Source organism: Streptomyces sp. CB02009 (assembly GCF_001905825.1).
GTDB lineage: Bacteria > Actinomycetota > Actinomycetes > Streptomycetales > Streptomycetaceae > Streptomyces.
On record NZ_LIVV01000003.1, the window covers coordinates 171,645 to 190,748 of the forward strand.

The window sequence follows — 19,104 nt, forward strand, 5'->3', positions numbered from 1 at the left end:
CAACGCGATTCCCAGTCGTGGCCGTACGGGATGTCCGGCACGCCGCGAGACCCGTACCCGCCCGAACCTTCGAGAATGGTGTCGAGAAGATGTCTCACCAGCACTCCGTCCAGGCTCCCGCCGTCGACATCGACGCGTACAACAGCACCGCCGTGCGGCTCCCCGAGGGCGCCCTGCACGAGTTGTTCGCCGCCCAGGCCGCACGGACGCCGGACGCCGTGGCGCTGGTGTGCGGGGAACGCGAACTCAGCTACCGCGGGCTGGAATCGGCCGCCACCGCCCTGGCCCACCGCCTGCGGGACCGGGGCGTGCGCTCCGGCGACGCCGTCGGCCTCTTCCAGGACCGCTCCCTCGACTACGTCGTCGCGATGCTCGCCGTGCTCAAGGCGGGCGGCGCCTACGTGCCGCTGGACCCGCGCCAGCCGGAGGACCGGCGGGCGTTCATCCTCGCCGACACCGGGGCCGTGCTCCTCCTCACCGACCGCGACGAGCCGGAGCTGGCCTTCGCCGGCGACCTGCCGGTGCTGAGGCCGGCGGCGGACGTGACGGTTACGGAGCGGGACGACCTGCCTCCTCTCGACGTGGCCGTGCATCCGGACGCGTTGGCGTACGTGATGTACACGTCGGGTTCGAGTGGTGTGCCGAAGGGTGTGGCGAACACCCATCGGAACGTCGTGGAGCTGGCGTTGGATCCGTGGTGGGGTGCGGGTTCCGGTGAGGGTGCGGGTGCGGGTGCGGGTGCGGGTGCGGGTGCGGGTGCGGGGGAGCGGCACCGGCGGGTGCTCGCGTACTCGCCGCTGGCCTTCGACTCGTCGACGTACGAGCTGTGGGTGCCGCTGCTGAGCGGGGGGACGGCGGTGGTGCTGAGCGCGCCGAAGGTGGACATCGGCGAGCTGGCGCGGGAGATCGCCGGGCAGGGCATCACCGCGGTGTACTTCACGACGGCCCTCTTCGACGCGATGGCCTCGGAGGCGGTCGAGTCGCTCGCCGGGCTCGCGGAGATCTGGACCGGAGGCGACGTGCTCTCCGCGCCGGCCCTCCAGCGGGTCCTGGACTCCTGCCCGGACACGTCGGTGGTGCACGCGTACGGTCCGACGGAGTCGACGGTGTTCTGCAGCTACCAGGCCTTCGAGCCCGGTGAGCGGGTGGTGGAGCGTCTGCACCTCGGGGTGCCGATGGCCAACACCCGGATGTACGTGCTCGACGAGGAACTGCGGCACGTCCTCCCCGGGACCGTGGGCGAGCTGTACGTCGCCGGCAGCCATCTGGCCCGCGGGTACGTGGGCCGCCCGGCGCTGAGCGCGGAGCGGTTCGTGGCGGACCCGTTCGGGCCGGCCGGTGAGCGGATGTACCGGACGGGCGACCTGGCCCGGTGGAACGAGTTCGGCGAGATCGTCTTCGAGGGGCGTGCGGACCAGCAGGTGAAGCTGCGCGGCTTCCGCATCGAGCTGGGGGAGATCGAGACCGCGCTCCTGGCCCACGAGTCGGTCGCGCAGGCCGCGGTCATCGTGCGGGAGGACCGGCCCGGCGACAAGCGACTCGTCGCCTACGTCGTCCCCGCCCTCGACGCCCGCGTCGACACCGAGGCCCTCCACGGCCACAGCGCCGATCGCCTCGCCGAGTACATGGTCCCCTCCGCGTTCGTCGCGCTCGCCGAACTCCCCCTGACCGCCAACGGCAAGCTCGACCGCCGCGCCCTGCCCCAGCCCGTGCTGGGCGGCGAGGGCGACGGTCGGGCCCCGCGCAACCCCGTCGAGGAGGTGCTGTGCGGCCTGTTCGCCGACGCCCTCGGCGAGCCCGCCGTCTCCATCGACGACGACTTCTTCCGCCTCGGCGGGCACTCCCTCCTCGCCACCCGCCTGGTGGGCCGGGTCCGCACCGCCCTCGCCACCGAACTCTCCCTCCGCGACTTCTTCCTGTACCCGACCGTCGCCGGACTCGCCCGGCTGATCGCGGCCGGCGCCGGGCAGGCCCCGCGCCCCGCGCTCACCGCCGCCGGCCGGTCCGACGACGACCTCCCGCTCTCCGCCGCCCAGCGCCGCCTCTGGTTCCTCGACCAGATGGAGGGCCCCTCGGCCACGTACAACATCCCCCTCGCCGTACGCCTCACCGGCGCCGTCGACCCGGAGTTGCTGCGGCAGGCGCTCGGGGACGTGATGGCCCGCCACGAGGTCCTCCGCACCACCTACCCGGTGCACGAGGGCGAGCCGCGCCAGCACATCGCCGACCCCGAGCGGATCACCGTGCCGCTCGCCGTCGCCACCGTCACCGACGACGAGCTGCCCGCCCGGCTCGCCGAGGAGACCGCGCACCTCTTCGACCTCGCCACCGAACTCCCCCTGCACGCCGTGCTGCTCGACCTGGCGCCGACCCGGAGCGTGCTCGTCCTCGTCGTGCACCACATCGCCTCCGACGGCTGGTCCCACACACCCCTCATGCGGGACCTCGGTGCCGCCTACACCGCCCGCGCCCAGGGCGCGGCGCCCGAGTGGGAGCCGCTGCCGGCCCAGTACGCCGACTACTCCCTCTGGCAGCGCGAGCTGCTCGCCGACCACGAGGAGGCCCAGCTAGCCCACTGGCGGGAGGCGCTCGACCGGCTGCCCACCGAGGTCACCCTGCCCACCAGCCGGCCCCGGCCGGTCGTGGCCTCCTACCGCGGCGCCACCCACACCGTGCACTGCCCGGCGGAGACCCACCAGGCGCTCAGCACCCTCGCGAGGGAGCACGGCGTCACCCTCTTCATGGTGGCGCAGGCGGCCACGGTGGCCCTCCTGTCCCGTTCCGGGGCGGGCACCGACATCCCCCTCGGCTCGCTCGTCGCCGGGCGGACCGACGAGGCCCTGGAGGACCTGGTCGGGTTCTTCGTCAACACCCTCGTCCTGCGCACCGACGCCTCCGGCGACCCGACCTTCCGCGAACTCCTCGACCGGGTCCGGGAGACCGACCTCGGAGCCTGGGCGCACCAGGACCTGCCGTTCGACCGGCTCGTGGAGACCCTCAACCCCGAGCGCTCGGCCGCCCGCCACCCGCTCTTCCAGGTCATGCTCACCCTCGCCGAGGCCGCCGAGGCCACACCCGCGCTGCCGGGCGTCCGTGCCGAGACCAGCCAACTGAGCGCGGGCATCGCCAAGTTCGACCTCACCGTCAACTTCTACGAGCACCGCGACCGTCTCGGCCACCCCCACGGCCTCGACATCGTCCTCGAGTACGCCACCGACCTGTACGACCCCGACACCGTCGAGGCGGCCGGAGAACGGCTGGCCCGGGTCCTGGACGCCGTCATCGCCGACCCGGACGTCAAGGTCGCCGACATCGAACTGCTCTCCTCCGCCCAGCGCCACGCGCTGCTCGCCGACTACAACGACACCGCCGCACGGCTTCCCGAGGGCGCGCTGCACGAGGTGTTCGCCGTCCAGGCCGCACGGACGCCGGACGCCGTGGCGCTGGTGTGCGGGGAGCACGAGACGACGTACCGCGACCTCGACCGCGCGTCGGACGCGTTCGCCGCCCGGCTCGCCGCGCACGGGGTCCGGCCCGGTGGTGCCGTGGGCCTCTTCCTCGACCGCTCGGCGGAGTTCGTGGTCGCGGCCCTCGCCGTGCTGAAGGCGGGCGGTGCCTATGTGCCGCTGGACCCGCGCCAGCCGGAGGAGCGGCTCGCGTTCATCCTCGCCGACACGGGAGCGCCGCTCCTCGTCACCGACCGCCCCGCCCAGGACGTCGGGTTCGCCCGGGACCTGGACACGCTGCCGGCTCCCGACCTGCGGGCCCTCCTCGCGGAGACGGATGTCCCGGCTCCCGAACCGGCCGTGCATCCGGACCAGTTGGCCTACGTGATGTACACGTCGGGTTCGAGTGGTGTGCCGAAGGGTGTGGCGAACACGCATCGGAACGTCGTGGAGCTGGCGTTGGATCCGTGGTGGCGTTCGGGTTCGGGTTCTGGTTCGGGGGAGCGGCACCGGCGGGTGCTCGCGTATTCGCCGCTGGCCTTCGACTCATCCACGTACGAGTTGTGGGTGCCGCTGCTGAGCGGGGGCACGGCGGTGGTGCTGAGCGCGCCGAAGGTGGACATCGGCGAGCTGGCGCGGACGATCGTGGAGCAGCAGATCTCGGCGGTCTACTTCACCACCGCGCTCTTCGACGCGATGGCCTCGGAGGCGGTCGACTCGCTCGCCGGGCTCGCGGAGATCTGGACCGGAGGCGACGTCCTGTCCGCCCCGGCGCTGCGCCGGGTGCTCGACTCCTGCCCGGACACCTCCGTGGTGCACGCGTACGGCCCGACGGAGTCGACGGTGTTCTGCAGCTACCAGGCCTTCGGTCCTGCCGAGCGGGTGGTGGAGCGTCTCCACCTGGGCGTGCCGATGGCCAACACCCGGATGTACGTGCTCGACGAGGGGCTGCGGCCGGTCGTCCCCGGGGTGGTCGGCGAGCTGTATGTCGCCGGCAGCCATCTGGCCCGCGGTTATGTGGGTCGGCCGGCGCTGAGCGCGGAGCGGTTCGTGGCGGATCCGTTCGGTCCGGCGGGTGAGCGGATGTACCGGACGGGCGACCTGGCCCGGTGGAACGAGTTCGGCGAGATCGTCTTCGAGGGGCGTGCGGACCAGCAGGTGAAGCTTCGCGGCTTCCGCATCGAGCTGGGGGAGATCGAGACCGCGCTCCTGGCCCACGAGTCGGTCGCGCAGGCCGCGGTGATCGTGCGGGAGGACCGGCCCGGCGACAAGCGCCTCGTCGCCTACGTCGTCCCCGCGCCGGGAAACCGCGTCGACACCGACAGCCTGCGACGCCACGCCGCGCAGCGGCTCGCCGAGTACATGGTCCCCGCCGCCTTCGTCGAGCTCGACGTCCTTCCCCTGACCGCCAACGGCAAGCTCGACCGCCGCGCCCTGCCCGCGCCCAGGCTCGGCACGGGACCCGGCGGCCGGCAGGGCCGCACCCCCGTCGAGGAAGTGCTGTGCGGTCTCTTCGCCGACGCGCTCGGGCTGCCCGCCGTCTCCATCGACGACGACTTCTTCCGCCTCGGCGGGCACTCCCTGCTCGGTACGCGGCTGGTCAGCCGCATCCGGCACACGCTGGGGGCGCAGGTGTCCGTCCGCGACCTCTTCCGCTGCCCCTCCGTCGCCGGATTCGCCGAGTACCTCGCCGACCCCGGTGCCGACGGGCAGGGGCGGCGGCCGGCCCTCGTGGCGGGCGAACGGCCCGAGCGGGTACCGCTGTCCGCCGCCCAGCGCCGCCTCTGGTTCCTGGCCCAGATGGAGGGCGCGTCGGCGACCTACAACATCCCCCTCGCCGTACGCCTCACCGGCGACCTCGACGCCGACGCGCTGCGGCTGGCCCTGTCCGACGTCGTCGGGCGCCACGAGGCGCTGCGGACGGTCTTCCCCGCCGAGCAGGGCACGCCCCACCAGGTGGTCGTCCCGGCCGCCGGGGCGCAGCTCGACCTGCCGGTCATCCCGGCGACCCGCGACGCACTCCCCGCGGTCCTGCGCGACCTGTCCGCCACGACCTTCGACCTGGCCCGCGAACTGCCCGTCCGCGCCGACCTGGTGCGGATCGCGGAAGACGAGCACGTGCTGCTCCTCGTGACCCACCACATCGCCTCCGACGGCTGGTCCAACACGCCCCTCATGCGGGACCTCGGCGCCGCCTACACGGCCCGCGTCGAGGGAGCCGCGCCCGAGTGGGAGGCGCTGCCCGTCCAGTACGCCGACTACGCCCTCTGGCAGCAGGCCCTGCTCGCCGCCGACGAGGAGCGGCAGCTCGACCACTGGCGCAAGGCGCTCGACCGGCTCCCGGAGGAGGTGACGCTGCCCGCCGACCGGGCCCGGCCGGCCACCGCCTCGTACCGGGGCGCCTCCCTCACCGTCCAGTGCCCCGCGGACCTGCACACCGCGCTCACCCGGCTCGCCCGCGAGAACGGCACGACGCTCTTCATGGTGGCGCAGGCGGCCACCGCGGTCCTCCTCTCGCGGTCCGGCGCCGGCGCGGACATCCCGCTCGGCTCGCCGGTCGCCGGCCGGACCGACGAGGCCCTCGAAGACCTGGTCGGCTTCTTCGTGAACACGCTGGTGCTGCGCACCGACGTCAGCGGCAACCCGACCTTCCGCGAGCTCCTGGAGCGGGTCCGGGCCACCGACCTGGCCGCCTGGGCGCACCAGGACGTGCCCTTCGACCGGCTCGTGGAGACCCTCAACCCCGAGCGCTCCGCGGCCCGCCACCCCCTCTTCCAGGTCATGCTCTCGGTCACGGACGCGGCCGGTCCCGTGCCGCAACTTCCGGGACTGCGGGCCGAGTCGGAGTTCACGGCGCTCGACATCGCCAAGTTCGACCTCACGTTCACCTTCCACGAGCACCGGACGGCCGACGGCGGCCCGGCCGGCCTGGGCATCACCGTCGAGTACGCCACCGACCTCTACGAGGCGGCCAGCGTCTCGGCCGTCACCGGGCGGCTGGTCCGGCTCCTCGAAGCGGCGGCCGGCGCACCCGACGTCCCGATCGGGGACCTCGACGTCCTGGCGGCCGACGAGCGCGCCCAGCTCCTCGACACCTGGCACGGCCCGGCGCAGTCCCGCCCCGCCGCCTCGCTGCCGCAGCTGTTCGCCGCGCAGGCGGCCCGTACGCCGGACGCCGTCGCCGTCACGTGCGGCGGAGAGCGGCTGACGTACGCCGACCTCGACCGGCGTGCCAACCGGCTGGCCCACCGGCTGATCGCCGAGGGTGTACGCCCCGGATCGCGGGTGGTCCTCTTCCTGGAACGCTCCCTGGAAGCCGTCGTGGCGATCCTCGCCGTGGTGAAGGCGGGCGCGGTGTACGTACCGCTCGACACCCGCTACCCGGCGGACCGCATCGAACTGATCGTGCGGATGTCCGGCGGAAGCCTGTTCCTCACCGACCGGGACATCGCCGACCTCGAACTCCCGGCGGACGCACAGATCATGACGCTCACTCAGGCGGTGGCGCAGGATCTGCCCGACACCGCCCCCGAGGTCGACGTCCACCCCGAGCAGCTCGCCTACGCGATGTTCACCTCCGGCTCGACGGGCGTGCCGAAGGGCGTCGCCGTCACCCACCGCAACATCACCGAGCTGGCCGCCGACACCCGGTTCACCGGCGACGCCCACCGCCGCGTCCTGCTGCACTCGCCGCTCGCCTTCGACGCCACGACGTACGAGCTGTGGGCGCCCCTGCTCTCCGGCGGCACCCTCGTGGTGGCCCCGCCCGGCCTGCTCGACACGGCGGCGCTCGCCTCGGTCCTGGCGGCGGAGTCGATCACCGGTCTGTGGCTGACGGTGGGTCTGTTCCGGCTGGTGGCCGAGGAGGACCCGGGTGCGTTCGCGGGGCTGGGGGAGGTGTGGACGGGCGGCGACGTGGTGCCGCCGGAGGCGGTGCGCCGGGTGATGGACGCCTGCCCGAACCTGACCGTGGTCAACGCGTATGGCCCGACGGAGACGACGACGTTCGCCACCTCCCACGAGATCCACCGGCCGTTCGACTACGACGGCGCGCTGCCCATCGGCCGCCCCATCGACAACACCCGCCTGTACGTCCTCGACGAGCACCTCGGTCTGCTGCCCGCCGGCGTCCAGGGCGAGCTGTACATCGCGGGCACGGGCCTCGCCCAGGGCTACCTCGACCGGCCGGCGCTCACCGCCGAGCGGTTCGTCGCCGACCCGTACGGACCGCCGGGCTCACGGATGTACCGCACCGGCGACCTGGTGCGCTGGTCGCGGCAGGGCGAGATCGAGTACCTGGGGCGGGCGGACCAGCAGGTGAAGCTGCGCGGCTTCCGCATCGAGCCCGGGGAGATCGAGTCCGCCCTCGTCGCCCACGACTCCGTGGCCCAGGCCGCCGTGATCGTCCGCGAGGACCGCCCCGGCGACAAGCGGCTCGTCGCCTACCTCGTCGGCCACGGCGGCACCGCCCCGGACCCCGACGCGCTCCGCGCCCACGCCGACGGACTCCTGCCCGACTACATGGTCCCGTCCGCCTTCGTGGCCCTGGACGCCCTGCCGCTGACCTCCAACGGCAAGCTGGACCGCCGCGCCCTGCCCGAACCCGCCGCCACGCCCGTCAGCAGCGGACGGCAGCCGCGCAACCCGCGCGAGGAAGTCCTGTGCGGCCTCTTCGCCGACGTCCTCGGCGTCCCCGCCGTCACCATCGACGACGACTTCTTCCGCCTCGGCGGGCACTCGCTGCTCGCCACCCGGCTGATCAGCCGGATCCGCACCGCCCTCGGGGCCGAACTCCCGGTCCCCACCCTCTTCGAGAACCCGAACGTGGCCGCCCTGGCCGAGCGACTCGACCGCGCCGAGACCGCGCGACCCAAGCTGCGGCCGATGCGCCGGATGGGAGCCTCCCAGTGATTCCCCTGTCATACGCCCAGCAGCGCCTGTGGTTCCTCGCCCAGCTCGAGGGCCCGTCGGCGACCTACAACATCCCGCTGGCCCTCCGCCTCACCGGCACCCTCGACACCGAGGCGCTGACCCTGGCCCTCGGCGACGTGATCGCCCGGCACGAGAGCCTGCGCACCGTCTACCCGGAGCGCGACGGCACGCCGTACCAGGAGATACGCGAGGCCCGGGACGTACGGATCGACCTGCCCGTCCGCACCGCGACGGAGGAGACCCTCGCGGACGTCCTCGCCGCCGAGTCGGCCCATGTCTTCGACCTGGCCGTCGACCTGCCGGTGGAGGCGCGACTGATCCGCCTCGTGCAGGAGGCCGGGCAGGGTGACGCGGTCGCCGCCGCGGGTGCCGGTCCCGATGCCGCCGCCGTCGCCGGTGCGGCCGACGCCGACGAGCACGTCCTGCTCGTCGTCATGCACCACATCGCCTCCGACGGCTGGTCCGTCGCCCCGCTGCTCCGCGACCTCGCCCACGCCTACCGGGCCCGCGTCGCCGGGCGCGCCCCCGAGCAGGACCCCCTGGAGATCCAGTACGCCGACTACACCCTCTGGCAGCACGAACTGCTCGGCGAGGCCGACGCGGAGGACAGCGTCATGGCGCGGCAGATCGCCTACTGGCGCGAGCGGCTGGCCGGACTCCCCGCCGAGGCCACCCTCCCGGCGGACCGGCCGCGCCCCGCCGTCGCCTCCTACCGCGGCGACACCCGCACCCTCCACTGCCCGCCCGCCACCCACGCGGCACTCCTCGACCTGGCGCGGGGGAGCGGCGCCACCCTCTTCATGGCGGCGCAGGCGGCGCTCGCGACCGTGCTCGCCGCCTCCGGCGCCGGGACCGACGTCCCCGTCGGCTCCCCGGTCGCGGGCCGCACCGACGAGGCGCTCGACGACCTCGTGGGCTTCTTCGTGAACACCCTGGTGCTGCGCACCGACGTCAGCGGGGACCCGACGTTCCGCGAGCTCCTGGAGCGGGTCCGGGCCACCGACCTGGCCGCCTGGGCGCACCAGGACCTGCCCTTCGACCGGCTCGTCGAGGCCCTCAACCCCGAGCGGACCGGCGACCGGCACCCCCTCTTCCAGGTGATGCTGACCCTGGTGCAGGCGGGAGCGGCCGCGTCGGGCACCTCGTCCGCCGGCGCCGACTTCCCAGGCCTCAGGACGCGGGCCGAGTACTCGCCCACCAGCACCGCCAAGTTCGACCTCACCGTCGGATTCGACGAGCACCTCACCGAGGACGGCCGCCCGGGCGGGCTCGACATCACCGCCGAGTACGCCACCGACCTGTACGACCCCGAGACCGTCGAGGCGCTGCTCGCCCGGCTCGGCCGGCTGCTCGCCGAGGCCGTCGCCCACCCCGACACGCCCCTGTCCGGGCTCGACCTGCTCGACGCGGCCGAGCGCACCCTGCTCCTGGACACCTGGACGGGCCGCGCCACGCCCGTACCGGACGCCTCCCTCGCGGCCCTCTTCGCCGAGCAGGCCGCCCGCACCCCGGACGCGGTGGCCCTCACCCAGGCCGGCCGCAGCTACACGTACGCCGAGGTGGACGCCCTCACCAACCGCTTCGCGCACCGCCTCGGCGCGCTCGGCGTGGGCCCAGAGACCGTCGTCGCCGTCCTCATGGAACGCTCGGTCGACCTGGTCCTGTCCCTGCTCGCCATCACCAAGGCCGGCGGTGTGTACGCCCCGCTCAACGCCGTCGACCCGGCCTCCCGGCTCTCCCTCATCCTCGCGGACACCGCCGCCCCCGTCCTGCTCGTCGACCCGGCGCTCGCCGACCACGAGATCCTCACCGAGGCGACCGGCGTCCGGATCGTCCTGGTCGACGGGCTCGACCGGGACGCGGAGCTCGCCGCCCACCCGGAGACCGCCCCCGAGGTCGCCACCCACCCCGACCAGTGGCTGTACGTGATGTTCACCTCGGGCTCGACGGGCGTGCCGAAGGGCGTCGCCGTCACCCACCGCAACGTCGCCGAACTCGCCCTCGACCACCGCTGGACCCGGCCCGCCCACGCGCGCGTGCTGTTCCACTCCCCGCACACCTTCGACGCCACGACCTACGAGCTGTGGGCGCCCCTGCTGACGGGCGGCAGCGTGGCGGTCGCCCCGCCGGGTGTCCTCGACACGGCGGCGCTCGCCTCGGTCCTGGCGGCGGAGTCGATCACCGGTCTGTGGCTGACGGTGGGGCTGTTCCGGCTGGTGGCCGAGGAGGACCCGGGTGCGTTCGCGGGGCTCGGGGAGGTGTGGACGGGCGGCGACGTGGTGCCGCCGGAGGCGGTGCGCCGGGTGATGGACGCCTGCCCGCACCTGGCCGTGGTCAACGGCTACGGTCCGACGGAGACGACGACGTTCGCGACCTCCCACCCGGTCCGCAGGCCCTTCGACTACGACGGCGCGCTGCCCATCGGGCGGCCCCTCGACAACACCCGCCTGTACGTCCTCGACGACCACCTCGGCCTGGTCGCCCCCGGAGTCCCCGGCGAGCTGTACATCGCGGGCGCCGGACTCGCCCGCGGCTATCTGGGCCGCCCGGCCCAGACCGCCGAGCGGTTCGTCGCGGACCCGTACGGCTCCGCCGCCGGCTCGCGGATGTACCGGACCGGCGACCTGGTGCGCTGGTCGCGGGAGGGCGAGATCGAGTACCTGGGGCGTGCGGACCAGCAGGTGAAGCTGCGCGGTTTCCGCATCGAGCCCGGGGAGATCGAGTCCGCCCTCGTCGCCCACGACTCCGTGGCCCAGGCCGCCGTCATCGTCCGCGAGGACCGGCCGGGGGACAAGCGGCTCGTCGCCTATGTCGTCGGCAACGGCGCCAACGGCCACGGCGGTAGCGGCAAGGCCGGCAACGGCGGAAGCGGCGGTAGCGGCCACGTCGGCAACGGCGGCCACGCCGGCGACTCCGGTACCGCGAACGGCGACGTCGACACCGCGGCCCTGCGGCGGCACGCCGTCGACGCCCTGCCCGAGTACATGGTGCCGTCCGCCTTCGTCGTCCTGGACGCCCTGCCGCTGACCGGCAACGGCAAGCTCGACCGCCGCGCCCTGCCGCGGCCCGTGCTCAGCGGAGAGAGCGACGGGCGGGCCCCGCGGAACCCCGTCGAGGAGGTGCTGTGCGGCCTCTTCGCCGACATCCTCGGCCGGGCCTCCGTCACCGTCGACGACCACTTCCTGCGGCTCGGCGGCCACTCCCTGCTCGCCACCCGGCTGGTCAGCCGGATCCGCGCCGCCCTCGGCACGCGGATCACCGTGCGCGACATCTTCCAGCACCCCACCGTGGCCCAGCTCGCCGAGCTGGTCGCGGCGGCGAGCGGAGAGCCGGTCCGCCCCGCACTGACGGTCCAGGACCGCCCCGAACGGGTGCCGCTCTCCTCGGCGCAGCAACGCCTGTGGTTCCTCGACCAGTTGGAAGGCCCTTCGGCCACCTACAACATCCCGCTGGCCGTGCGGCTCACGGGCAGCCTCGACACCGACGCCCTGCGTCTCGCCCTCAACGACGTCGTCGTACGCCACGAATCCCTGCGGACCGTCTTCCGGACCGCCGACGGCGAAGCCCATCAGCACATCCTCGCCGCCGACGGGATCGACGTCCCCCTGGCGACGGCGCGGGCGACGGAGGAGGACCTCCCGGAGCTGCTCGCCGACGAGAGCGCCAAGGTCTTCGACCTCACCAGCGAACTGCCCATCCGAGCAGCTCTGTTCACGCTGGGGGACGCGGAGCACGTCCTCATGGTCGTCACCCACCACATCGCCTCCGACGGCTGGTCGAACGCCCCCTTCTTCGCCGACCTCGGCCGCGCCTACGAGGCCCGCGGCGCGGGCGCCGCGCCCGACTGGGCGCCGCTCCCGGTCCAGTACGCCGACTACACGCTGTGGCAGCGTGATCTGCTCGGCGCCGAACAGATTCCCCAACTCGATCACTGGCGCCAGGCGTTGGCGGGCCTCCCCGAGGAGGCCACCTTGCCGGCGGACCGGCCGCGGCCGGCTGTCGCCTCCTACCAGGGCGCCACCCTCACCGTGTCCTGCCCCGCCCCGGTCCACCGGGCGCTGACCGGGCTCGCACGGGAGACCGGCACCACCGCGTTCATGGTGGCCCAGGCCGCCGTGGCCACCGTGCTCTCGCGGTGCGGTGCCGGCACAGATGTCCCGATCGGTTCGCCGGTCGCGGGGCGGACGGATCAGGCTCTCGATGATCTCGTGGGCTTTTTCGTCAATACGTTGGTTCTGCGTACGGATGTGGGTGGTGATCCCACCTTCCGTGAGGTGTTGGGCCGGGTGCGGGAAACGGATCTTTCCGCGTGGGCTCATCAGGACCTTCCGTTCGACCGGCTCGTCGAGGTGCTCAATCCGGAGCGTTCGGCGTCTCGGCATCCGTTGTTCCAGGTGATGCTCACCGTGGGTGACACGGCGGTGGGCGCACCTGGACTCGGTGATCTGCAGGCGGAGTTCGTTGCTCCGGAGTTGCGGATCGCCAAGTTCGATCTGACGTTCGCGTTCGGTGAGCGGCGTGCGGCCGACGGGAGTCCGGACGGGCTCGACATCACCGTCGAGTACGCCACCGACCTCTACGAGCGCTCCACGGCCGAGGCCGTCGCGCACCGCCTCACCCGCCTCCTGACCGACGCGGCGACCGACCCCGACCGGCCGGTCTCCCGGCTGGCGCTGCTCAGCGAGGAGGAGGACCGGCGGCTGACCGACTGGTCGGGACCGGCCACCGACGCGCCCCGCCTGGGCCTTGACGGTCTGTTCGCGGGTCAGGCGGCGCGGTCGCCCGAGGCGACGGCCCTGGTCTTCGAGGACCAGGTGGTGTCGTACGGGGAGTTGGACGTCTGGTCGAACCGGCTGGCCCGTCACCTGACGGGCCGGGGTGTGCGTCCCGGTGACCTGGTGGCTGTGCATGTGGAGCGTTCGCCGCAGATGGTGGCCGCGCTGCTGGCGGTACTGAAGGCGGGCGCCGGGTACACGATGCTGGACCCGCTGTTCCCCGTCGAGCGGCTGAACGGTGTCCTCAAGCAGGTGGCGCCGGCCGCTCTCGTCACCCAGTCGCACCTGTCGACGCTGTCCACGGAGGCGGTGGTCGTCGATCTGACGGCCGAGATCGCCGAGGTGAGCGGGCTGTCGGGCGCGGCGGTGGAGACGGGCGGGTCGCCGGAGTCGGTGGCGTGTGTGATGTTCACGTCGGGTTCGACGGGTCTGCCGAAGGGCGTGATGGCTTCACATCGTGCGCTGGCCGCGACGTTCGTCGGTCCGGACTACCTGGCCTTCGGTCCGGAGCAGACGTTCCTTCAGTGCTCGCCGGTGTCGTGGGACGCCTTCGCGCTGGAGGTCTTCGGTCCGCTGCTGCACGGCGGTGTGTGCGTCCTCCAGCCCGGCCAGCACACCGACCCGTTCCTGATCGCGGAACTGGTGGAACAGCACCAGGTCACCACGCTCCAGATGTCCGCGAGCCTCTTCAACCACATGCTCGACGAGTACCCGGCGGTCTTCAGGGGGATCCGCGAGGCCATGACGGCGGGCGAGGCCGCCTCACCCGCGCACGTCACCCGCGCGCTCACCGACCACCCGCAGCTGCATCTCCTGAACGGGTACGGTCCGGCGGAGAGCATGGGGTTCACGACGGTGTTCGTGATCGAGCCGGGGGTGGCCGCGGGTGCGGCGAGCATTCCGGTGGGTGGTCCGCTGTCCGGCAAGCACGCCTATGTCCTGGACGTGAACCTGGAGCTGGTCGCTCCCGGCGTACCGGGGGAGTTGTACGTCGCCGGGCACGGTCTCGCCCACGGTTACATCGGCCAGTCGGCGCTGACGGCGGACCGTTTCGTCGCCAATCCCTACGGTCCCGCCGGGGCGCGGATGTATCGGACGGGCGACCTGGCCCGGTGGAACAAGCAGGGTGCTCTGGAGTACCTGGGCCGTGGCGACGAGCAGATCAAGCTGCGCGGCTTCCGTATCGAGCCTGGCGAGATCGAAGCCGCCCTGATGGCCCATGGTTCGGTTGTGCAGGCCGCGGCGGTGGTGCGGGAGGACCGGCCCGGGGACAAGCGTCTGGTCGCGTACGTGGTCGGCGAGGCGGCGCCGGAGGAACTGCGCCGGCACGTCGCCGCCCGTCTGCCCGAGCACCTCGTACCCTCGGCCTTCGTCGTCCTGGACGCCCTGCCCCGTACCGTCAACGGCAAGCTCGACCGCCGGGCCCTCCCGGCTCCCGACGACGCCACCGCCTCCGAGGGCGGGCGAGCGCCCCGCAACCCGGCCGAGGAGATCCTCTGCGGGCTGTTCGCCGACAACCTCGGACTCGAATCCGTCAGCATCGACGACAACTTCTTCCACCGCGGCGGCCACTCCCTCCGCGCCACCAAGCTCACCTCCAGGATCCGCGACGCCTTCGGTGTGCGGCTCGGCGTGCGGGAGATCTTCCAGCACCCGACCGTCGCGAGGCTCGCCGAGCTGATCGCGGTGAGCGGCGGCGCCGAGGAGGAGCGCCCCGCGCTGGTGGCGGGGGAGCGGCCCGAGCGGCTCCCGCTGTCCTCCGCCCAGCAACGGCTGTGGTTCCTCGACCAGTTGGAAGGGCCCTCGCCCACGTACAACATTCCACTGGCCGTACGGCTCACCGGCGGCATCGACGTCGAGGCCCTGCGTCTCGCGCTCGTCGACGTCGTCGCGCGCCATGAATCCCTTCGGACCTCCTTCCCCTCCGAGGGTGGCTCGCCGCACCAGGCGATCCGCTCTCTCGCGGCGACCGACCTCGCGCTCCCGGTGACCCCGGTGACGGAGGAGTCGCTGCCCCAGGTGCTGGCCGGACTGTCCGGCACCACGTTCGACCTCTCCACGGATCTGCCCATCCGCGCGGACCTGCTGGAGCTGTCCCCCGGGAAGCACGTGCTTCTGGTGGTGATGCACCACATCGCCTCCGACGGCTGGTCGAACGGCCCGCTCCTGCGGGACCTCGCCACGGCGTACACGGCCCGCGGCGCGGGAGTAGCGCCCGACTGGGCGCCGCTCCCGGTCCAGTACGCCGACTACACCCTGTGGCAGCGGAGTCTCCTCGCCATCGATGAGGAGCGCCAAGTCGCCTTCTGGCGGCAGCAGTTGGCCGAGCTGCCCGAGGAGGCGACACTGCCCGCGGACCGGCCCCGGCCGGCCGTCGCCTCCTATCGCGGGGCCACCCACAAGGTGACCGCCCCCGCCCACACGCACGCTGCCCTGACCGGGCTGGCGCGCGAGACCGGAACCACCCTGTTCATGGTCGCTCAGGCCGCTGTCGCCACCCTCCTGTCACGGTGCGGTGCCGGCAGTGACGTCCCGATCGGTTCGCCGGTCGCGGGGCGGACGGATCAGGCTCTCGATGATCTCGTGGGCTTTTTCGTCAATACGTTGGTTCTGCGTACGGATGTGGGTGGTGATCCCACCTTCCGTGAGGTGTTGGGCCGGGTGCGGGAAACGGATCTTTCCGCGTGGGCTCATCAGGACCTTCCGTTCGACCGGCTCGTCGAGGTGCTCAATCCGGAGCGTTCGGCGTCTCGGCATCCGTTGTTCCAGGTGATGCTCACCGTGGGTGACACGGCGGTGGGCGCACCTGGACTCGGTGATCTGCAGGCGGAGTTCGTTGCTCCGGAGTTGCGGATCGCCAAGTTCGATCTGACGTTCGCGTTCGGTGAGCGGCGTGCGGCAGACGGGAGTCCGGACGGGCTCGACATCATCGTCGAGTACGCCACCGACCTCTACGGCCCCGAAACGATCACGCGTCTGCTCGACCGCATGCTGCTGCTCCTGGAGTCCGCCGCCACCGAACCCGACGCCCGCGTCGGCGCGATGGAGCTCCTCCAGGAGGACGAGCGGCAGCAGCTCACCGCGTGGGCCGGCGCACGGACCGACGGTCCGGAACTCGGCCTTGACGGTCTGTTCGCGGGTCAGGCGGCGCGGTCGCCCGAGGCGACGGCCCTGGTCTTCGAGGACCAGGTGGTGTCGTACGGGGAGCTGGACGTCTGGTCGAACCGGCTGGCCCGTCACCTGACGGGCCGGGGTGTGCGTCCCGGTGACCTGGTGGCTGTGCATGTGGAGCGTTCGCCGCAGATGGTGGCCGCGCTGCTGGCGGTACTGAAGGCGGGCGCCGGGTACACGATGCTCGACCCGCTGTTCCCCGTCGAGCGGTTGAACGGGGTGGTGGAGCAGGTCGCTCCCGCCGCCCTCGTCACCCAGTCGCACCTGCCACAGCTCGCCACGGAGGCGGCGGTCGTCGACCTCACGACCGAGGTCACCGAGGTCAGCGGGCTCTCCGGAGCCGCCGTGGAGACGGGCGGATCTCCTGAATCCGTCGCGTGTGTGATGTTCACGTCGGGTTCGACGGGTCTGCCGAAGGGCGTGATGGCCTCGCACCGTGCGCTGGCCGCGACGTTCGTCGGCCCGGACTACCTGGCCTTCGGTCCGGAGCAGACGTTCCTGCAGTGCTCGCCGGTGTCGTGGGACGCCTTCGCGCTCGAAGTCTTCGGCCCGCTGCTGCACGGCGGTGTGTGCGTCCTCCAGCCCGGCCAGCACACCGACCCCCATCTGATCGCCGAACTGGTCGAGCGGCACCAGGTCACCTCCCTGCAGATGTCGGCGAGCCTCTTCAACCACATGCTCGACGACCACCCCCAGACCTTCTCCCACGTCAAGGAGGCCATGACCGCCGGTGAAGCGGCGTCCCCGACCCACACGGCCAGGGCTCTGGCCGACCACCCGGAGCTGCACCTGCTCAACGGTTACGGTCCGGCGGAGAGCATGGGGTTCACGACGGTGTTCGTGATCGAGCCGGGGGTGGCCGCGGGTGCGGCGAGCATTCCGGTGGGTGGTCCGCTGGCCGGCAAGCACGCCTATGTCCTGGACGCGAACCTGGAGCTGGTCGCTCCCGGCGTACCGGGGGAGTTGTACGTCGCCGGGCATGGTCTCGCCCACGGTTACATCGGCCAGTCGGCGCTCACAGCCGACCGTTTCGTCGCCAACCCCTACGGTCCCGCCGGGGCGCGGATGTACCGCACGGGTGACCTGGCCCGCTGGAACAAGCAGGGTGCCCTGGAGTACCTCGGGCGTGGTGACGAGCAGATCAAGCTGCGCGGTTTCCGTATCGAGCCCGGTGAGATCGAGGCCGCCCTGATGGCCCACGGCTCGGTGGTGCAGGCTGCCGCGGTGGTACGGGAGGACCGGCCCGGGGACAAGCGTCTGGTCGCGTACGTGGTCGGCGAGGCGGCGCCGGAGGAACTGCGCCGGCACGTGGCCGCCCGTCTGCCCGAGCACCTGGTGCCCTCCACCTTCGTCGTCCTGGACGCCCTGCCCCGAACGGTCAACGGCAAGCTCGACCGCCGGGCCCTCCCGGCCCCCGACGACACCACCGCCTCCGAGGGCGGACGAGCACCGCGCAACCCGGCCGAGGAGATCCTCTGCGGACTCTTCGCCGACAACCTCGGACTCGAATCCGTCAGCATCGACGACAACTTCTTCCACCGCGGCGGCCACTCCCTCCGCGCCACCCGTCTCATCAGCCGCATCCGCGCCGTCTGGGACACCCGCATCACCATCAGCGACCTGTTCCGGAGTCCCACGCCGGCCCTCCTCGCCGAGCAGATCGCCGCCGGCAGCGGCGACGACCCCCTCGGCACCGTGCTGCCCATCCGGGCCGTCACGGAGACGGACTCCGGTGAACCGCCCCTGTTCTGCGTCCACGCCGTGTCCGGGGTGAGCTGGGGGTACGCCGGTCTGCTGCCCCACCTCGACCAAGACCGGCCGGTCGTCGCGCTCCAGGCCCGCCGGCTCGGCGGCCCGCATGACGCGCCGTCTTCCATCGAGGAGATGGCCGCCGACTACCTCGCCGAGATCCGCAGGATCCAGCCGCACGGCCCGTACCACCTGCTCGGCTGGTCCTTCGGCGGTCTGGTCGCCCACGCCGTGGCGGCCGGGCTGGAGGCGGCGGGGGAGGACGTGGCCCTGCTGGCCCTGCTCGACTCCTACCCCCTGCCCGACGGGTTCCGCGCGCCGGAGATCGACGGCCGGCACGTGCTGACCGCCCTGCTCGGCTCCGCCGGTGAGACGGTGGAGGTGAGCTGCGCGGACACGACGCCGGACATCGGCGAACTCGCCGACGCGCTGCGCCGGTCGGACCCCGTGCTCGGCGCCCTCGAACACCCGCAGGCGGCGGCCGTGGTGGCGGCCACCCTCGACAACCTGCGGATGCGGTACCGGTACGTGCCGGACGTCCGGTTCGGCGGCGACGCGCTGTTCTTCGACGCCACCGGCACTCCGGCAGCCTCGTCGGGGTCCGAGGCCTGGGCCCCGTACGTGACCGGACGGGTCGAGGAGTTCGCCGTCGACTGCGAGCACGCCCGGATGACCGAGGCGGAGCCGCTGCGGGAGATCGGACAGGTCCTGGCCAGGCACCTCAGGCCGGCCCGTACCGCACGCATCTGAACACCCGCACCGCCCGCATCCGAGCACCCGCGCGACCAGGGGCCCGTACGGCAGCACCACCGCCGTACGGGCCCCGGCGCGTCCGGCTTCGCACGGGCACGGCGCGTCCGGCTTCGCACGGGCACGGCGCGTCCGGCTTCGCACGGGCGCGGCGCACGTCCCTACGGCCCCCGGCGCGTCCCCCGTCGGCCGGCCGGGCACCGAACTGCCCGCATACTGCCGCCCGACCAGCCGGATCCGGGCCCCCGCGCTGCCTAGCGTGTGGATGTCCGCACGATCGG

2 protein-coding genes are annotated in these 19,104 nt (G+C 72.9%); both read left to right on the forward strand.

Going from position 1 to position 19,104, the window contains the following annotated elements:
- The first annotated feature begins 89 nt into the window (after positions 1-89).
- Positions 90-8,357: a non-ribosomal peptide synthetase gene (locus AMK27_RS13755; protein ID WP_073906353.1), complete on the forward strand. Its 8,268-nt coding sequence runs from the start codon at positions 90-92 to the stop codon at positions 8,355-8,357.
- On the forward strand, positions 8,354-18,823 hold the full coding sequence (locus AMK27_RS13760) for a non-ribosomal peptide synthetase (protein ID WP_073906355.1): 10,470 nt from the start codon (positions 8,354-8,356) through the stop codon (positions 18,821-18,823). The genes AMK27_RS13755 and AMK27_RS13760 overlap by 4 nt, the downstream gene beginning before the upstream one ends.
- Positions 18,824-19,104 lie beyond the last annotated feature (281 nt).

Bases quoted from the DNA above. Each gene is read 5' to 3' on its own strand.
- AMK27_RS13755 (WP_073906353.1), top strand. From the start codon at position 90: ATGTCTCACCAGCACTCCGTCCAGGCTCCCGCCGTCGACATCGACGCG.